Raw genomic sequence first — 16,459 nt, forward strand, 5'->3', positions numbered from 1 at the left:
CGTAACCGCCCGTCCGAGCCAATAGTCAACCGCCCCGGACCCACTTATCCACTAGGCCGAATCCGCCCCCGACCGGTAGCGTTCCTGATCTAGTTCGAACTCGGGGAGGGACCACCAGTGGGCGACCCACGGGTACGTGCAACCGACAGCGGTACCGCGGTCGGCGCCGCTGTGATCGCACTCCTCATCGGACTGTGGTGTGCAGCCATCGCGCTGGACGCCGCGACAAGGGACTACCCGGAACTGCAAGGCGGGGAGGTCTTCCCGACCTGGCCGGTATTCGCTGTCGGTGCGATTGCCTGGCTGCTCGGGGCGGGCCTGTTGTTTCTCCGCACCGCGATCGGCCGGGTGCTCGTCATCATCGATTCCGTTTTCGGAATCATGTATCTCGCCGTCAAAGCCCTTGGCGAAGAGGACCCTTGGGTGCTCCCGATGGCGGGCGTTCCCCTGATCGTCTTGCTCCTAGCGATGGCGAAATCGACCGAACACTGGATCGCCGCCAAAACTCGTGGCCGCTGAAATCGGCCTGTTTCTTGTCGTGGGCGTCCGATAGCCTTCCAACATCATTCGATCTAGCAAGGGGGATCTCATGACGTACGTCGAGCTCGATCGTCGCGTTACCAAGCTGGAGGGTCGCGTGAGTGATATCGAGTACACCATGCCGAGAGACATCCGGGGCGTGCGGATTTACTCGACCCGGCTCGGCAGTCAAATGATCACGATGGCGCATGGCATCGCCGCGATCATGGTGCATCTGGGGCTGGAACCGATCCAGATCGAGGAAGTCCGCTATCCGACCGACGCCGAGATCGACGAATCCTTCGAGGCCGACTGTTAGTACGACGAAGCGCCGTGGTCGAACCGACCACGGCGCTTCGTGTTTCAGCTGGTTACTTGCCGCCCTGGTTGGCGACCGCAGCCGCGCCGGCGGCGGCGGCATCCGGGTCGAGGTAGACGGCGGGGCGGATCGGGCGGAGGTTTTCGTCGAGTTCGTAGACGAGGGGGATGCCGGTGGGGATGTTCAGGCCGGCGATGTCGTCGTCGGAGATCTGGTCGAGGTGCTTGACCATGGCGCGCAGGGAGTTGCCGTGGGCGGCCACGAGGACGGTTTTGCCGGTCAGGAGTTCCTTGGAGATGGTGGACTCCCAGTAGGGGACCATCCGCTTGACGACGTCGAGCAGGCATTCGGTCTTCGGGACCTCGATGCCGGTGTAGCGCGGGTCGCCTTCCTGGCTGTACTCGTTGTCCGCGGCGATGGGCGGGGGCGGGGTGTCGTAGCTGCGGCGCCACAGCATGAACTGCTCGTCGCCGTACTGCTCCTTGACCTGGGCCTTGTTCTTGCCCTGCAGGTCGCCGTAGTGGCGCTCGTTCAGGCGCCAGTCGCGGATCACCGGGATCCAGTGCCGGTCGGCGGCGTCGAGGGCGTTGTTGGCGGTGCTGATGGCGCGGCGCAGCAGCGAGGTGTACACGATGTCCGGCAGCACACCCTTTTCGGCCATCAGCTGGCCGGCGCGCTTGCCCTCGGCGATGCCCTTGTCGGTCAGGTGCACATCCACCCAGCCGGTGAACAGGTTCAGGGCGTTCCATTCGCTCTCGCCGTGGCGCAGCAGCACGAGGGTGTACGTCATGGGGCCATTCTGGCAGGCCGAACTCAGGCGGGCGCTGAGAGGGCGGTGAGCAGACCGGCGCCGATCAGGGTGGCGCGGTCCTGCAGTTCGGAGGGCACGACTTTCAGATCCTTGAGGAATCCGATGCGGGCGTGCGCGCCGAGCGACTCCTGCATGGGCCGCCACAGCGGCTCCCCCGCCTGCGCGAATCCGCCGCCGACCACGACCAGGTCGACATCCAGCAGCGCCGCGGCCGAGGAAATCGCCTGTCCCAGTGCGATACCCGCGCGGCGCAGCGCGGCCTTGGCGATGCGGTCACCGTGCAGCGCGTCCTCGGCCAGCTCGATACCGGTGGTGCCGGTCCAGCCCCGCCCCTGCGCCCAGCGCACCGAAGACGGCCCGCTCGCAACGGCTTCAACGCAGCCCACGCCCCCGCACGCGCACGGATCCATCGAACCGGGAACCACGATGTGCCCGATGTGCCCGGCATTACCGGTGTGCCCGACCGCGACCATGCCGCCGACGATCACGCCGCCCCCGATGCCCGAGGACACCGTCATGGCCAGCGCGTCCGGCGTCTGCCGGGCCGCGCCGAAATGCCGCTCGGCCAGCGCCAGGCACACCCCGTCGATGGCGAAACGCACCGAGGCGGAAGGGAACAGCTCCTTCACCGCGGACACGATCGGGAAGCCGCTCGACCACTCGGGAATGTTGAGCGGCGACAACGAACCGGACGGCGCGTCCACCGGCCCGGCCGTGCCGATGCCGATGATCGGCACGTCGTCGTCCCCCGCGACGGACAGCAGCAGCTCCTGGCACGCCTCCCAGACCCCGGTCGCCGGCACCTGGATGCGGCCGACCTCCTGGGTCATCCCGTCGTTTCCGACCACGCCGACAGCGATCTTCGTCGCCCCGATATCCAGCGCGAGAATGGTCATCAGGCCCCCACTTCCGACAGCAGCATCGTGCCCGCCGCGTTCGCGGCGGCCCGAAGGATCATATTGGGCGCGGGCCTACTTGTCGGAGGCGTCCACCAGATGTTCGAAAGCGCGCAGGTTCTTCAGCGACTCACCGCGCGAGACCCGCCACTTCCATTCCTTGCGAATGGATTCCGCGAAGCCCAGCTCCAGCAGCACATTGAAGTCGCCGTCGACGGCCTCGAGGATCTGCCCGAAGACGCGATCGAGCTCGTCGGCGGTCACCGCGTGCGTGGCGATGCGGCCGACGAGGTAGATGTCGCCGACCCGGTCCAGGGTGTAGGCCACGCCGTAGAGGCGGCGGTTGCGGCGCAGCAGGAATTTGTAGACGCCTTCGAAGTTCTCGTCCGGCTTGCGGCAGACGAACGATTCGATGCGCAGACCGTGCTTGCCGACGGTGAGCATCACCGTCGTCTTGAGCTTGCGCTCACCCGGCAGGATGACAACGAAAACGTCCTCGCCGGTGCGGCTGTATTCGATTTCCCGATCGCGCAGCGTCTCGTCGATCAGCTGCGCGGTGGCTTGCACCGACATCGGCGTTGTACTCCTGTCGTTGGGGATCCTCAGTATCGGATACCCGAATCCGCTAGATAGACGCAGTGCGCGTGCGATCGCCCGGGACGCCGTAGAGCCCGTTGAGCAACACGTCGTGGCCTTCCCGGTGCGCGAGTGCGGCGTGGAAGTCACCCAGCGCGGCCGAGTAGCTGGCGAGCAGACCGTCCGCGGTGTGTTCCCAGGAGAAGTTCCGGGCGTGCCGCACCGCGCCGGCGCTCATCCGGCGTAGTCGATTCGGGTCGTCGAGCAGGGAGCCGAGCGCGGCCGCCCAGTCCGGGATGTAGTGGCCGGGCACCAGCAGGCCGGTCTCGCCGTGCCGCACGGCGGTGCTGAGTCCGCCCACGTCCGCGGCGAGCACGGGGGTGCCGCTGGCCTGCGCTTCGATCGCGACCAGGCCGAAGGATTCGTTATGACTGGGCACCGCAACGAGATCCGCGGCCCGATACACCTCGACCAGGCGGTCCGGCGGTTGCGGCGGCAGGAACGTGACGTGGTCGGCGATGCCGAGTTCGGCGGCCAGGCGGATCAGCGAATCCGGACGTTCCAGGCCGGTGCCGGAGGGGCCGCCGACGATCAGCACGCGCAGGTTGCGCTGCGGGTCTTCGTCGAGCAGCACGGCGGCGGCGCGGATCAGGACGTCCGGCGCCTTCAGCGGCTGGATGCGCCCGATGAACGCGACGATCTGCTCGTCGGGGCGCAGGCCGAGTGCGGCGCGGGCGCGGAGCTTGTCGCCGGGGTGGTATCTGCCGAGGTCGGCGCCGGGCGGGACGATGTCGATGTGGCGGGCTTCGGCGCCGTACAGCTCGATCAGCTGCCGGGCCTCCTCCGCGGTGTTCGCGACCAGCCGGTCCGCTTCGACGACGATCTGCTTCTCGCCGATTTCCCGGGTGGCGGGTTCGGGACAGTCACCTTCGGCGAGCGCGCGGTTCTTCACCGCGGCGAGGGTGTGCGCGGTGTGCACCAGCGGCACCCGCCAGCGGTCCCGGGCCAGCCAGCCGACCTGCCCGGACAGCCAGTAGTGCGAGTGCACCAGGTCGTAATAGCCGGGTAGGTGCCGCGCCTCTTGGCGCAGCACCTCGGCGGTGAAGGGGCACAGCTGGGTCGGCAGTTCGTGCTTGTCCAGGCCCTCGAACGGGCCCGCCACCACATTGCGCACCAGGACCCCGGGCGCCGCCTCCTGCACGGGCGGCATATTCGACGAGGTCGCGCGGGTGAAGATCTCCACTTCGATACCGCGCCGGGCCAGTTGCAGGGCCGTTTGCAGGACGTAGACGTTCATCCCGCCCGCGTCACCCATGCCCGGTTGGGCAAGTGGTGAGGTGTGCACCGACAACACGGCGATCCGATTCGGCCGTAGGTCCGGGCGTTGACTCACATCATCCATAGTGCACGGTGCATCACCGGCCCAGACGGCCCGGAGCGGGGCAAGTGACCGCGATCACAGGGATTTTGTGAGCACGATCACGCCGCTCAGGGTGCTGAACTCGAAAGTATGTGCTATTAGACGAATTCGCTATCGATGCCTCAGAGGTTGTCGATGAATTCGGTTACCTCGGCGACGAATCGGGGGCGGTCCTCGATGAAGAGGCCGTGCTGGGCATCGTCCCAGGTCGAGATGCGGGCGTCCGGGACAGCCTCGGCGATGTAGCGGCCGTTGGCGATCGGCACCACCGGGTCGGCGGTGCCGTGCTGGACCAGCACCGGGATATCCAGGCTGCGCAGGGTTTCGGTGTTGTCGACCGTGCGGACGAACAGGGCTTTGCGGACGGCGGGCGGGGTGGACAGGCTGCCGCCGAACAAGCGCTGAGCGTCGACGCCCTTGTCCGCGCCGGGGCCGGTGTTGGCATTGCCGAAGGCGGCGAACGCGCGAGTGGCGCGGCCCGCGCTCTCCTCGAACACCCCGGGGATCGCGGCGTTCATCGCGGTTCCGGTTTCCGCGCCGGGCGCGCGGCCGATATTGGCCATCGAACCGGTGTAGATCACCCCGGCGACCGCTCCGGTGCCGAAGGCGGTCAGGTAGTCGCTGATCACGATGCCGCCGTAGGACCAGCCGAGCAGTACAGCGCCGGTGTCGATGCTCTCGGCGGTCAGGACGGCGGCGATATCGGCGGCCCAGTTCTTCGGGTCGTCGTATCCGGCGGCGGGGATGTCGGAGTAGCCGTGGCCGCGCAGGTCGAGGGCGATTACCCGGTAGCGCTCGGCCAGGTCGTCGGCGGCGGCGCCCCAGCAGCGCAGATTGGCCGACCAGCCGTGCACCAGCACCAGCGGGCGCGCGTCGGCGGGCCCGTTCACCTGGTAGACGATGGTGGTTCCGTCCGCGCTGACCGCTTCCCGTATAGCCATGTCCCACAGGCTAGCGGGCACCCGGCCCGGGCAAATGCGGCGTCAAGATTGCGCCACCGAGCGTCAAGGCAGCGTTAGTGGTCGCACCGACCGCGCGGCGACCGGCGTAGTCCTGACATCGGCCCCGCATACCGAACAGCGGGGACAACATCTGGAGACACCGTGACCCTGCTCGACATGTTTCCTTCGCTGGGATCGACCATGGCACCGCGCTTGGCCCCCACGGTGTGGCCGGCCGACACCCACTACGACGCCGACGGCCGGATCACCGTCGCCGGGGTCGCCCTCGCCGACATCGCGGACCAGTACGGCACCGCCACCTACGTGCTCGCCGAGGACGAGGTGCGCGGCCGCTGCCGGTCCTACCGGAAGCATTTCCCGGACGCGGAGATCATCTACGCGGGCAAGGCGCTGCTGACCCGTGCGGTGGCCGAATGGGTGACCGCCGAAGGGCTTTCCCTCGACGTCTGCTCCGCGGGCGAACTGGCCATCGCCCTGGCGGCCGGTGTCGATCCGGAACGAATCGTGCTGCACGGCAACGGCAAACCGTGCCACGAACTGCGGGCCGCGGTGCACGCCGGTGTCGGCCGGATCGTCATCGATTCGCTGAACGAGATCCCGCTGATCGCGGCGCTGGCCACGCGGCCGCAGCGGGTGCTGCTGCGCATCTCCCCCGACATCGATATCGACTCCCACCCCGCCGTCCGCACCGGCGTAGCCGACCAGAAATTCGGCTTCCCGGTCGGTAGCGCGCTCGCCGCCGAAGCCGTGGAACGCGTTCTGCGCCAGCCGAATCTGCGGCTCGTCGGCTTCCACTGCCACCTCGGTTCGCAGATCCACGACACCTTCCCCTACGGCGAGGCGGTCCGGCGCCTCGTCGCCGCCATGGCCGCCGTGCGCGACCAGCACGGCCACACCTTGGCCGAACTGGATCTCGGCGGCGGGCACGCGGTGGCCTACCGCTGCGGTGACCCCGAGATGGATCTGCCGGAACTCGCCGATGTCATCGAAGACTCGCTCGACGCCGCCTGTGCGCGGCACGGTTTCCCGCGCCCGCGGATCGCGCTGGAACCGGGCCGGGCCATCGTCGCGCGGGCCGGGCTGACGCTGTACCGGGTGCTGTCGGTCAAGCGCATCGACGGCGGCCGCACCTACGTCACCGTCGACGGCGGGATGAGCGACAACCCGCGCGTCGCGCTGTACGGCGCGCGCTACGACGCCGTGCTCGCCAATCGCCATCCCATCGGGCCGGAAATGACCGCCACCATCGCCGGTCGCTACTGCGAGGCGGGCGATATTCTCGCCGCCGACGTGCGGCTGCCCGCGGACCTGCATCCCGGCGAGGTGCTCGCGGTGCCCGTCACCGGCGCGTACCACCACAGCCTGGCCTCCACCTACAACGGTGTCGGCCGGCCGCCGATCGTCGCGATCAAGGACGGCCGCTGCCGGGAGCTGCTCCGGCGCGAGACCGCCGCCGATCTCTTGAGCCGCGACGTGGGGTGATCCAGGCGACATCCCCGGGCCTGGCAAACAGCTGGCACCTAGGATCGGTGCTCATGAGTAAGCGCAGCGCGGTAGTGACCGGGGCTAGTTCGGGCATCGGCGAAGCCACCGCCCGGGAGCTCGCCAAGCAGGGGTTTCACGTCTACGTCGGCGCGCGCCGGCTCGACCGGCTCCAGCGCCTCGCCGACGAAATCGGCGGCACCGCACTGGAACTCGATGTCACCTCCGACGAATCGGTGCGCGCGTTCTGCGACGCCGTGCCCGAGGCCGCGGTGCTGGTCAACAACGCGGGCGGCGCGAAAGGCCTGGCCACGGTGGCCGAGGCCGATCTCGACGACTGGCGCTGGATGTGGGAGACCAACGTGCTGGGCACGTTGCGGGTCACCAAGGCGCTGCTGCCGAAGCTGATCGGTTCCGGCGACGGGCTGATCGTCACCATCACCTCGGTCGCCGCGTTCCAGCACTACGACAACGGGTCCGGATACACCTCCGCCAAACACGCGCAGGCGGTGCTGCATCGGACGCTGCGGGGCGAGCTGCTCGGAAAGCCGGTGCGGCTCACCGAGATCGCGCCGGGTGCGGTGGAGACCGAGTTCTCGCTGGTGCGGTTCGACGGTGATGAGGAGCGGGCCGCGAAGGTGTACGACGGTATCGATCCGCTGGTGGCGGCGGACGTCGCGGAGATCGTCGGGTTCGTGGCGTCGCGGCCGCCGCATGTGAATTTGGATCAGATCATCGTCCGGCCGCGGGATCAGGGGACCGAAGCCGGCCGGTTCGCTCGCCGCAGCTGAACGCCGCGACGTTCTCGGCGCTTACCGCGGCGCGGCCGGTGCGACCGGGGTGGCCGAAATCTGGGCGGGCTTGCCCTGCGCCGCCGACATCGTCTTCCACTGCTCCCACGAGATGGTCCAGTCGTAGATGTCCCCGTCGGACGCCGACAGCGGGATCGAGGTGCCGGTGACCTCGACCGGGTCGCCGTAGAGCACCGTTACGAAGTATTCGTGCGCGTTCTCGGTGGACAGGTTGATGCACCCGTTGGTGACGTTCGAGTTGCCCTGCGCGGCCGATGATTCCGGGTTGGCGTGGATGAACTCGCCGTTGTTGGAGATGCGCACGGCCCAGCGCTCGTCGACATTGGTGTAGAACGGCGGGTTCGACATCTTGACGAGCTCGTGCTTCTCGCTGACCACGTGGATACCGGAGCGGGTCACGTTGCGCGGCTCGTTGCCCTCGCCGTAGCTGGCCGGGAAGTCCATCACGACCTGCCCGTCACGGACCACCTGCATGCGGTGGCTGGGGGCGTTGGCCTTAACGATCTGGCTACGGCCGATGGTGAAGTCGGAGGTGAGGTCGGAGTCGCCGTACAGGCCGTCGCCCATGTCCAGCCCGTAGAGCTTGGCCGAGACCTGCACGGTGGTGCCGGGCTGCCAGTAGTTCTTGGGCCGCCAGTGCAGGCGGGAGCCGCCGTTGTCGTCGGGGAACCAGGCCCACGCGCCTTCGGTCTGCGGGTTGGTGGTGACGGTGATGGCCTTCTCCACCTCGGCCTTGTTCGAGACGTGGCCCTTGAACTGCAGGATGATCGGCGCACCGATGCCGACCTCCTGGCCGTCGGCGATCTGGAAGGTCGCACCGGCGGTGGACTTCGGGGCCACCGTGTGGAAGGTGCCCTCGATCGGGACCGGCTGGTTGTCGGCGCCGCGCGCGGTACCGGTCCAGGTGTAGGCCGCGTCGTAGCCGAGCGGTTCGGTGATCTTGTAACTGCGCTTGTCCGGGCTCAATTCGCCCTTGACCTGCTTACCGCCGGCGTTGCTCAGGGCGACCTGATCGATGACGCCATTGCTGACGTCGACCGAGACCGGCGCGGTCGGATTGACGTCCTCCGCGTCGCTGCCGGGGGTGATCGTCACCTTCGCGACCGGGCCGCCCGCCTCGGCGTGACCGCCCTCCTCCTTCGAGCAGCCCGCCACAAGGGCGATGACTACGAGGAGAAGCATCGACAGGACGCCGACCGGTCTGCGGATCACGGGACGGTTGTTCACTGTCTCGAATTTACCCGCGAGGGTTAGTTCGATCGGCTATCAAAGCGGCAGGATGCCCGTTTTGCCTGGTTAGAGGGTCAGGCCGACCGTCACCGGTTCCGGCTCCAGATGGATACCGAAGCGGGCCTCCACACCCTCGCGCACTTTCCGGGCCAAGGCCACCAGCTCGCCCGCGGTGGCAGCCCCCCGGTTCGTCACGGCCAGCGTGTGTTTCGTGGACAGCCGGGCCGGCGCTTCGGGCCCCGGGAAACCCTTCCCGAAACCGGCCCGTTCGATGAGCCAGCCCGCGGAGAATTTGACGCCGTCGGGCGCCGGGTAAGTGGGAATCGTGACATCGCCCACATGGGCGGTAATCAGCGCCCGAATCTCGTCTACGCGCGCGTGCGGCACCACCGGATTGGTGAAGAAGGAGCCCGCGCTCCAGGTGTCGTGATCGGCCGGATCGAGCACCATGCCCTTGCCCGCACGCAACCGCAGCACCACGGCCCGGACCTGCGCGGCCGGACGGGTGCCACCGTCGGTGACCGCCAGCGTGGTGGCCAGCTCGCCATAGCGCAGCGGGGCGCTGGTGCCGGACGGGTCCAGCGCGAACTCGACCCTGAGGACGACCGCGTCATCGCTGTGCTTGAGCTTGCTGGTGCGGTATCCGAAACCGAGTTCAGCGGGTTCGGCCCAGCGGGTCGCACCGCTCGCGCGGTCCAGGAGTTCCACCCGGCGCAGCAGGCTCGCGACCTCCACGCCGTAGGCCCCCACGTTCTGCACCGGGGTCGCACCCGCGGAACCCGGTATGCCGGAAAGACATTCGAGCCCACCGAAGCCCGCGTCGATCGTCTGCGCGACGACACCGTCCCAATTGGCGCCCGCCTCGGCGATCACACCGTCGGCACCGAGCTCGACACCCGTCGTCGCGACCTTGACGACTACGCCGTCGAAACCGTCGTCGCTGATCAGGAGATTGGATCCGCCCGCGATCAACAGCACCGGAATGCCCTTGCTGTCGAGCGCGCGCACCGTCGCCACCAGCGCCTCCGTGGAGGCGCATTCGGCGACCGTCGCCGGACCGCCGACCCGCAGCGTCGTCAGGTCCGCGAGCCGCACCGATTCACGCAATTCCGCGCCGCTTCCGGCCAGCAATTCGCGCAAATTGTCCGATGACACCACCCGTGAAGTTCGCACGCCCCAGACGGTAGCGTGTTCGTCCATGGCTACACCCTTGGCGTACACGGCTCGCTACTCCCACCCGGCCGCCGCCGTCCGCGCGGCGTTCGCCGATGAGCAGTACTGGAAAGATCGCATCGCCGAGGTCGGCGGGGACAACGCGAAGCTGAATTCGTTCAGCGCCAACGGTGATCAGGTGCGGGTCGAGTTGGTGCAGGCCATCGCCGCCGAGCTGCTGCCGCCCGCGATCACCGCGGTGCGCCCCGGCGATCTGATCATCCCGCGGGTGGAAAGCTGGACCGGCGATTCGGCGACTTTCGAGGCGACCGTCGAAGGCGCCCCCGCCCAGGTGCGCGGCACCGTCGCCCTGACCGATGCAGGCACGGGTTCGACCGCGACCGTGCAGGGCGATATCGAGGTGAAGGTTCCGCTGTTCGGCGGCAAGATCGAGAAGGCCATCCAGGAGCGCCTGACCGAGCTGCTGCAGTCCGAGGAAGAGTTCACCAACACCTGGATCGCCTCGCACCGATAGTCGCGCTGCGGCCGGAACCATCAGCTGATCTGTGGTCCCGGCCAAAGTTCGGCCGCGCCCGCTGTGAGATGCGCGCCGAGCGATGGGCCAGCAATCGATCCCGGTAACGTGTGCGGGCATGGCACGTCGATTGGACTACTCCGCTCGGTACCCGCTGCACACCACCAAAGAGCTCTACGAGGCGCTCTCGACTCGTGAGTATTGGGAAGCGCGGGTCGCGGAAATGCGGAAGTACACGCCGGGTAACGAGGTCGTCAGCCTCGACGTGAGCGACTCGGGCATCGAGGTCGTGCTGCACCACACGCTGCCGCGGGAGATGCTGCCCGAGATCGCGCAGGCCGTGATGCGCAAGGACATGATCATCACCCGCAAGGAGAGCTGGGGCCCGTTCGACGGCGCGGAAACCGTCGGCAAGTTCTCGGCGTCCATCCCGGCCGGCCCCGGTAGCCTCGGCGGCGGAGTTCGCCTGTTCCCCACCGAAACCGGCTGCACCATGCGCTTCTCGCCGGAGGCGAAGGTGTTCATTCCGATGGTCGGTCCGCGGCTGGAGCAGTTGATGCTGGTGAACCTGGTCGACCTGTTCCGCGCCGAAGCCGAAGAGACGGTGAAGTGGCTGGAAGCTCGCAACCCCACCAGCTGAGCAAGCCACTCGGGAACATCACCCGGGGCACCACCGGGGTCAATCGGTTGCGGCGTAGCGATCGATGGCTGGTTCACGACGAGCTGGTCACCGCGCGGCTGCTGGCCGCCGCGGATCCGCTGGTGGTGGATCTCGGTTACGGGGCCAGTCCGTGGACGACACTCGAGCTGGCGGCCCGGCTGCGCACGGTGCGCCCGGATGTCCGGGTCGTCGGGCTGGAGATCGATCCGGACCGGGTCGTGCCCGGTCGCGACGGCGTGACTTTCGCGCGCGGCGGCTTCGAATTGGCCGGGCTGCGACCGGTTTTGGTGCGCGCGTTCAACGTGCTGCGGCAATACCCGGAGGCGGCGGTGCCCGACGCCTGGGCGCGGATTCTGTCCGGGCTGGCGCCGGACGGGCTGCTGGTCGACGGAACCTGCGATGAGCTGGGCCGCCGCTGCGCCTGGGTGCTGCTGGACCGTTCCGGCCCGCGGTCGCTGACCTTGGCTTGGGATCCGTTCACGGTGGACAAGCCGTCCGATATCGCCGAGCGACTACCGAAAGCGTTGATACACCGCAACATTCCCGGTGAACCGGTGCACGCGCTGCTCACCGCGGCGGACCGGGCCTGGGCGCGGGCGGCGCCGCTGGCGCCGTTCGGTCCGCGCGTGCGCTGGCGGCAAGCGTCGAAGTACTTGCGGGAGGACGGTTTTCCGATCCGGGAGTATCGGCGGCGGATGCGCGATTGCGTGCTGTCGGTGCCGTGGTCGACGGTGGCGCCGAAAGACACCGCGGCAGTTTAGGTTCGCCGGAGCAGCGAGCGGACCCGCCCCGACAGTGCGGCTACCGGCAGGAACGAGCGCGGCTCGAAGGGCTGCCGCCAGAGGCCGCTGTGCGCCGCGCCCAGCGCGAACAAGCCCTCGGGGTTGACCTCGGCGTCCTCCGGCGGGGCCGTGAGGTCGGCAACGAGTTTCGCGGCGAGCAGGGTGCGGGCGGTTTCGGCTTCGAAGATTTCGATGCCGAACCGGTGGGCGCTGCGGTAGGCGGCGGCCAACCGGGGTTGCGCGGCGAGGTTGCGGGTCCAGATGAGGGGCGCGACATTGCAGGAGACGGCACGGCCGGAGCTGTGCGCGAGCACGCCGCGCCAGCGCTGGATACGTTGTGCCAGGACGTGATTCGGGCCCTGGGCGGGCATCATCGCGTCGGCGACGCTCCAGAGTTCGCCAGCCTCGTCGGTCAGGCGGACGCCGTAGTTCGGCTGGTAGAGCGCCGATCTGGTGAGCAGGCGCAGCAGGTCCTGGCCGAGGCGGCGGGCGCCGCGGGCGTGCAGGCGCTGATGTGCGTCGGCGACAACCGATTCCGGCACGGCGTAGCAGTCGGTCGGCGAACCGAGGACAGCCAGTGCGGCGTCGGGCCGGAAGTCGAGCAGGTCCTCGGCGAGCACATCGATGGCGGCGGCCAGCCGGACCCCGCCGGGTCCGAACCGGTTCGCGTAGCCGCCGAACACCGGACGCGCCCCGTCCGCGTCCGGCGCGAGATGGCCACGCAGCCAATGCATCAGCGCGGGGAACTGGGTGGTGATATCGGCGCCGGGCCCGCCGCTGAACGGACGCGGGCCCGGGGTGATCGGGTAGCGCAACACCCCGGCGCCGGCGCGCGCCAGCTCCTCGAGCTCTTTCCACCGCGCGGGTCCGGGGCGGGCGATGGCGAGAATATCCGCGCCCCAGCGCAACAGCGGGCGCACCGGGGCCAGTTCGCCCGCGCCCGCCACCACGACACGAAACCCGGGCAGCGACAACCACTCCGGGTGATCGATCACCCGCTCGACCGCCGCCGCGAAGCCCGGTTCGATGATGCCGCGGTGCCGCCAGTCGGTGAGCTGACTACGCAAGCTCTCCTCGGCGAGGATCGCCCCCTGATACGGAACCTCCAGCCGAGCAGGCGGTTTCGCGCTGCCGTCGATGCGGCCGGTGTCCAGGGGTTCGGGCTGCTGGACCGCGCTGACATCGAAACTGTCCAGCGGTGCGACGACGTACTCGGTGACGAACTGGAGCAGGCCGCGGGCCGAGGTCAGGCCGTCGGCGGCGATTCCGGCAGCGTGCGCCGGTGAGCAGGTGCCGAGCGCGGTCATGGACCGGAAGATGGTGCGGTAGCGGCGGTCCCAATCACGGCAGGATTCCACCGATTGCGCGAGGTCGGCGTCGTGTGCGCGGACCGCGTCGGCGACCACCGCGGTGGCGAACATGTCGCCCACCCGCTCGGGCGCGCCGGACGGAAAAACGAGATCCCACCTGCCCTGGCCCATCGTCCCCATGATCAATCACCCTGCCACGATCGAGCGTCCGGCGCACCAGGATGACGGCCCTGTCCGATAGCCGCTCACAATCGGGTCAGGGCGCGATGGATACGGCCGGCGGCCCGGGGTGGCAGCCGCACACTGGCGGAATGGATTTCGTCGCGGCCGCAGCGGTCGATGGCGACCGCGTCGCCGATCACCTCGTCGAGCGCGGTCTGGCCGATATCGGCCTCGGCCAGATCCAGCACCGTGCGCACCGGGGTGGTCACCAGGAACGGCCCGGCCGATTCCACGTCGGCGCCGACCAGGGAACGGCGCAGGACCACCAGGCGCGGTGTCACCGGCGGGCGGCCCGCGCCGACGGACAGGTGCAGGAACCGGGGGCGCAGGCTGCCGATTCCGTGCAATTCCGCGGCGCTCTGATGGGAAACGGCGGCGGCGCCGTCGAACCAGGCTGCCCACATTGCGTACTCGTCGAGCGGTCCATCCGGCCATTCGGCTAGTCGGAGCAGGCCGACCCCGGCACGGACCACCGTGCCGTCGCCGAGTCCGGCACGGACCCGTGTCTCACATCCGGTGCGCAGCACCTGCCGGGTCGTGAAGAAGCCGGCGTGCCTCGCGGCCAGTCGCCGCAAGACACGCCACCCATGATCCACGGATTCGGGTGCGCGGCCCCCCGCATCGCCAGCCATGGCAATCAGGCTACGCTCGAATCTTGTGTCACATATCACAATCGAGGGCGCGTTCACCGTCCTGACCGGCACCGCCTGTAGTCATCTCCTCAGCGCGCCCACAGAGCCGACACAAAATCGTCGGGAAGAATCGGGCGCATGAACACAGCCCCACCTCCCTCTCGGGTCAGCCGGCGCACCCTGACGATCGCGCTCGCCGTGGTCGTCGCGCTCCTCGCGGCGCTCCTGATCGGCGGCGAGGCCTACGCCCGCCACCGGGTCGCCTCCTGCATCTCCGCGCAGTTCGAGCAGGAGATGGGCTCGAAGATCGACGTGGGGTTCGGCGTGAAGCCGCTGCTGATCACCTACCTGGACGGCAAGGTCGGCCGGGTCACCGTCGACAGTGACGACACCAAGTTCGGCCCCGCGGTCGGCATGGTGGTGCACGCCAAGTTCGACGACCTCGAGGTGGTCGACGAAGGGCGCGGCGGCGGTACTATCGGCAGCTCCTCGGCCGACGTCGACTGGAGCAACGCGGGTATCAAGGAAACCCTCGCGGGCCTGGTCACCGGCGTCACCTCGTCGAAGTCGAGCGGCATGCTCACCCTGAAGGTGCTGGGCGGACTGGCCGAACTCCAGGTCAAGCCGGTGGTGACCAACGGTGTGGTGCAAGTGGAGACGCAGTCGGCCGCGCTGCTCGGCATCGGCCTGCCCACCGACCTGGTGCAGGGCATCGTGGACGTGATCTCCAAGAGCCTGCAGAGCTACCCGTTCGACATGAAGCCGACCTCGATCAGCGTGACCGACGACGGGATCGCCGTAAAGCTGTCGGGTGGCCGCTCGGAATTGCCCGCCTCGCAGGGCAATACCAGCGTCAGCTGCTGATCCGGAACCGCAGCGGAACCCGACCGCGCGGCGCACACTACGCAGCATGACCTTCGACGCGCTGTGGGATTCGATCCTCGAAGTCGGTCGTGAGCCGGCTACCGGTGGATACCGCCGATTCGCCTGGAGCGACGCGGATCTGACCCTGCGCGAATGGTTCATCGGGTGTGCCGGAGAGCGCGGGATGTCCGTCGAGGAGGACCGCAACGGGAATCTGTGGGCCTGGTGGCTGCCCGCGGGGTGGCAGGGCGATCCGGTGGACGCGTTCGTGACCGGATCGCATCTGGATTCGGTGCCCGACGGCGGGGCCTACGACGGGCCGCTGGGCGTGGTGTCCGCCTTCGCCGCGATCGATCTGGTGCGCGCCCAGGGTATCGAGCCGCATCGCCCGGTCGCGGTCGTGGCATTTTCCGACGAGGAAGGCGCACGTTTCGGAGTCGCTTGTGTGGGTTCACAACTCACCACCGGTGCGCTGAAACCCGAACGGGCACTGGCCCTGCGGGACGCGGACGGCATCACCCTGGCCGAAGCGCTGACCCGCGCGGGCCGCAATCCCCGGCACCTCGGCGCCGACCCGACGCTGTCCGACCGGGTCGGCGTCTACGTCGAACTGCATGTCGAGCAAGGCCGGGCCCTGGATCTGGTGGACCAGCCGCTGGCAGTCGCCTCCGCCATCTGGCCGCACGGCCGCTGGCTGTTCACTTTCACCGGCGAAGCCAATCACGCGGGCGCCACCAGGCTGATCGATCGCCGCGACCCCATGCTCGCCTACGCCTCCACGGTGCACACCGCCCGCCAGGCTGCCGAATTACATGCCGCCGTCGCCACTTTCGGCAAACTCCGCGTCCTGCCCAACGGGGCCAACGCGATCCCCTCCGAGATCCTGGCCTGGCTCGATGCCCGCGCCACCGACGAACCCACCCTCACCCGCCTCGTCGAGCAGATCACCTCCGAAGCCCACAAGCATGCCGCTGGCGACCGCATCGAGCTCCGCGTCGAAGCCGAATCCATCACCCCGATAGTCGAATTCCCCGCCGCGCCGCGCGCCCGCATCAACCGCGCGCTCGGACATCTCGGCGACATCCCCGTCCTGCCCACCGCCGCGGGCCACGACGCGGGCATCCTCTCCGCCCAGGTCCCGACCGCGATGCTGTTCGTGCGCAACCCCACCGGCATCTCGCACTCCCCCGCCGAATACGCCCGCCCGGAAGACTGCCGCGCCGGCGCCGAGGCGCTCGCTGCCGTGCTGACCGACTGGATCACCGTTCCCTGAG

Annotated in this window: 18 protein-coding genes; 9 read left to right on the top strand and 9 right to left on the bottom strand. The window is 68.7% G+C overall.

What is annotated here, in order from left to right; translation table 11 throughout:
• Nucleotides 1-117: 117 nt before the first annotated feature.
• Both IBX22_RS14805 and IBX22_RS14810 read left to right on the top strand, forming a co-directional pair.
• Nucleotides 118-519, top strand: a complete 402-nt coding sequence (locus IBX22_RS14805) for a hypothetical protein (protein WP_194816153.1) — start codon at nucleotides 118-120, stop codon at nucleotides 517-519.
• 70 nt (nucleotides 520-589) lie between these two features.
• Complete coding sequence (locus tag IBX22_RS14810; RefSeq protein WP_194816154.1) at nucleotides 590-838, top strand: hypothetical protein; 249 nt, start codon at nucleotides 590-592, stop codon at nucleotides 836-838.
• A gap of 52 nt (nucleotides 839-890) precedes the next feature.
• Here IBX22_RS14810 and IBX22_RS14815 read toward each other — a convergent pair whose 3' ends face one another.
• The 5 genes from IBX22_RS14815 to IBX22_RS14835 all read right to left on the bottom strand — a co-directional run bounded on the left by IBX22_RS14815 (nucleotide 891) and on the right by IBX22_RS14835 (nucleotide 5,482).
• The gene (locus IBX22_RS14815) at nucleotides 891-1,628 is read right to left on the bottom strand and encodes a phosphoglyceromutase (RefSeq protein ID WP_194816155.1); all 738 of its coding nucleotides are present in this window, start codon (nucleotides 1,626-1,628) and stop codon (nucleotides 891-893) included.
• 23 nt (nucleotides 1,629-1,651) lie between these two features.
• Nucleotides 1,652-2,545 (bottom strand): ROK family protein, encoded by an 894-nt coding sequence (locus IBX22_RS14820; protein ID WP_194816156.1) that lies wholly within the window; start codon nucleotides 2,543-2,545, stop codon nucleotides 1,652-1,654.
• 75 nt (nucleotides 2,546-2,620) lie between these two features.
• The gene (locus IBX22_RS14825) at nucleotides 2,621-3,118 is read right to left on the bottom strand and encodes a YbjN domain-containing protein (protein WP_194816157.1); all 498 of its coding nucleotides are present in this window, start codon (nucleotides 3,116-3,118) and stop codon (nucleotides 2,621-2,623) included.
• A gap of 52 nt (nucleotides 3,119-3,170) precedes the next feature.
• Nucleotides 3,171-4,523 carry a D-inositol-3-phosphate glycosyltransferase gene (gene mshA, locus IBX22_RS14830; protein ID WP_194816158.1) on the bottom strand — a complete coding sequence of 451 codons (1,353 nt, stop codon included), beginning with the start codon at nucleotides 4,521-4,523 and terminating at the stop codon, nucleotides 3,171-3,173.
• 140 nt (nucleotides 4,524-4,663) lie between these two features.
• Complete coding sequence (locus tag IBX22_RS14835) at nucleotides 4,664-5,482, bottom strand: alpha/beta fold hydrolase (RefSeq protein ID WP_194816159.1); 819 nt, start codon at nucleotides 5,480-5,482, stop codon at nucleotides 4,664-4,666.
• Between the two features lie 162 nt (nucleotides 5,483-5,644).
• Between IBX22_RS14835 and lysA the strand changes: the two genes are divergently transcribed.
• Nucleotides 5,645-6,985 carry a diaminopimelate decarboxylase gene (gene lysA, locus IBX22_RS14840; protein ID WP_194816160.1) on the top strand — a complete coding sequence of 447 codons (1,341 nt, stop codon included), beginning with the start codon at nucleotides 5,645-5,647 and terminating at the stop codon, nucleotides 6,983-6,985.
• Between the two features lie 53 nt (nucleotides 6,986-7,038).
• The gene (locus IBX22_RS14845; RefSeq protein WP_194816161.1) at nucleotides 7,039-7,776 is read left to right on the top strand and encodes an SDR family NAD(P)-dependent oxidoreductase; all 738 of its coding nucleotides are present in this window, start codon (nucleotides 7,039-7,041) and stop codon (nucleotides 7,774-7,776) included.
• A gap of 21 nt (nucleotides 7,777-7,797) precedes the next feature.
• On the opposite strand, the gene IBX22_RS14850 is transcribed toward IBX22_RS14845, so the two are convergent.
• Nucleotides 7,798-8,979, bottom strand: a complete 1,182-nt coding sequence (locus tag IBX22_RS14850; protein ID WP_194817692.1) for an Ig-like domain-containing protein — start codon at nucleotides 8,977-8,979, stop codon at nucleotides 7,798-7,800.
• 114 nt (nucleotides 8,980-9,093) lie between these two features.
• Nucleotides 9,094-10,134, bottom strand: a complete 1,041-nt coding sequence (locus tag IBX22_RS14855; protein WP_228539005.1) for a UDP-N-acetylmuramate dehydrogenase — start codon at nucleotides 10,132-10,134, stop codon at nucleotides 9,094-9,096.
• Between the two features lie 91 nt (nucleotides 10,135-10,225).
• Here IBX22_RS14855 and IBX22_RS14860 point away from each other — a divergent pair, with 91 nt between their 5' ends.
• The 3 genes from IBX22_RS14860 (at nucleotide 10,226) to IBX22_RS14870 (ending at nucleotide 12,136) form a co-directional block, all read left to right on the top strand.
• Nucleotides 10,226-10,714 (top strand): DUF2505 domain-containing protein, encoded by a 489-nt coding sequence (locus tag IBX22_RS14860; RefSeq protein WP_194816163.1) that lies wholly within the window; start codon nucleotides 10,226-10,228, stop codon nucleotides 10,712-10,714.
• Nucleotides 10,715-10,832: 118 nt separating this feature from the next.
• Complete coding sequence (locus tag IBX22_RS14865; protein WP_194816164.1) at nucleotides 10,833-11,354, top strand: DUF2505 domain-containing protein; 522 nt, start codon at nucleotides 10,833-10,835, stop codon at nucleotides 11,352-11,354.
• Nucleotides 11,324-12,136 (top strand): class I SAM-dependent methyltransferase, encoded by an 813-nt coding sequence (locus IBX22_RS14870; RefSeq protein ID WP_309234618.1) that lies wholly within the window; start codon nucleotides 11,324-11,326, stop codon nucleotides 12,134-12,136. Before IBX22_RS14865 ends, IBX22_RS14870 begins: the two co-directional genes overlap by 31 nt.
• On the opposite strand, the gene IBX22_RS14875 is transcribed toward IBX22_RS14870, so the two are convergent.
• Both IBX22_RS14875 and IBX22_RS14880 read right to left on the bottom strand, forming a co-directional pair.
• Entirely contained in the window at nucleotides 12,133-13,647 is a 1,515-nt protein-coding gene (locus IBX22_RS14875; RefSeq protein ID WP_194816165.1) for a hypothetical protein, read from the bottom strand. The two genes, IBX22_RS14870 and IBX22_RS14875, sit on opposite strands and share 4 nt — an antisense overlap.
• Before the next feature lie 65 nt (nucleotides 13,648-13,712).
• On the bottom strand, nucleotides 13,713-14,321 hold the full coding sequence (locus tag IBX22_RS14880; protein ID WP_194816166.1) for a hypothetical protein: 609 nt from the start codon (nucleotides 14,319-14,321) through the stop codon (nucleotides 13,713-13,715).
• Between the two features lie 138 nt (nucleotides 14,322-14,459).
• Between IBX22_RS14880 and IBX22_RS14885 the strand changes: the two genes are divergently transcribed.
• Complete coding sequence (locus IBX22_RS14885) at nucleotides 14,460-15,185, top strand: DUF2993 domain-containing protein (protein ID WP_194816167.1); 726 nt, start codon at nucleotides 14,460-14,462, stop codon at nucleotides 15,183-15,185.
• Between the two features lie 46 nt (nucleotides 15,186-15,231).
• Nucleotides 15,232-16,458, top strand: coding sequence for an allantoate amidohydrolase (locus IBX22_RS14890; RefSeq protein WP_194816168.1), 1,227 nt, complete (start codon nucleotides 15,232-15,234; stop codon nucleotides 16,456-16,458).
• The last annotated feature ends 1 nt before the right edge of the window (nucleotide 16,459 follow it).

Source organism: Nocardia sp. XZ_19_385, from assembly GCF_015355755.1.
Lineage (GTDB): Bacteria > Actinomycetota > Actinomycetes > Mycobacteriales > Mycobacteriaceae > Nocardia.

Excerpts from the sequence above, each read along its gene's own strand:
- IBX22_RS14810 (WP_194816154.1), top strand. The coding sequence starts at position 590 with ATGACGTACGTCGAGCTCGATCGTCGCGTTACCAAGCTGGAGGGTCGC.
- IBX22_RS14815 (WP_194816155.1), bottom strand. The coding sequence starts at position 1,628 with ATGACGTACACCCTCGTGCTGCTGCGCCACGGCGAGAGCGAATGGAAC.
- IBX22_RS14820 (WP_194816156.1), bottom strand. The coding sequence starts at position 2,545 with ATGACCATTCTCGCGCTGGATATCGGGGCGACGAAGATCGCTGTCGGC.
- IBX22_RS14825 (WP_194816157.1), bottom strand. The coding sequence starts at position 3,118 with ATGTCGGTGCAAGCCACCGCGCAGCTGATCGACGAGACGCTGCGCGAT.
- mshA (WP_194816158.1), bottom strand. The coding sequence starts at position 4,523 with ATGGATGATGTGAGTCAACGCCCGGACCTACGGCCGAATCGGATCGCC.
- IBX22_RS14835 (WP_194816159.1), bottom strand. The coding sequence starts at position 5,482 with ATGGCTATACGGGAAGCGGTCAGCGCGGACGGAACCACCATCGTCTAC.
- IBX22_RS14845 (WP_194816161.1), top strand. The coding sequence starts at position 7,039 with ATGAGTAAGCGCAGCGCGGTAGTGACCGGGGCTAGTTCGGGCATCGGC.
- IBX22_RS14850 (WP_194817692.1), bottom strand. The coding sequence starts at position 8,979 with ATGCTTCTCCTCGTAGTCATCGCCCTTGTGGCGGGCTGCTCGAAGGAG.
- IBX22_RS14860 (WP_194816163.1), top strand. The coding sequence starts at position 10,226 with ATGGCTACACCCTTGGCGTACACGGCTCGCTACTCCCACCCGGCCGCC.
- IBX22_RS14865 (WP_194816164.1), top strand. The coding sequence starts at position 10,833 with ATGGCACGTCGATTGGACTACTCCGCTCGGTACCCGCTGCACACCACC.
- IBX22_RS14875 (WP_194816165.1), bottom strand. The coding sequence starts at position 13,647 with ATGGGGACGATGGGCCAGGGCAGGTGGGATCTCGTTTTTCCGTCCGGC.
- IBX22_RS14880 (WP_194816166.1), bottom strand. The coding sequence starts at position 14,321 with ATGGCTGGCGATGCGGGGGGCCGCGCACCCGAATCCGTGGATCATGGG.
- IBX22_RS14885 (WP_194816167.1), top strand. The coding sequence starts at position 14,460 with ATGAACACAGCCCCACCTCCCTCTCGGGTCAGCCGGCGCACCCTGACG.
- IBX22_RS14890 (WP_194816168.1), top strand. The coding sequence starts at position 15,232 with ATGACCTTCGACGCGCTGTGGGATTCGATCCTCGAAGTCGGTCGTGAG.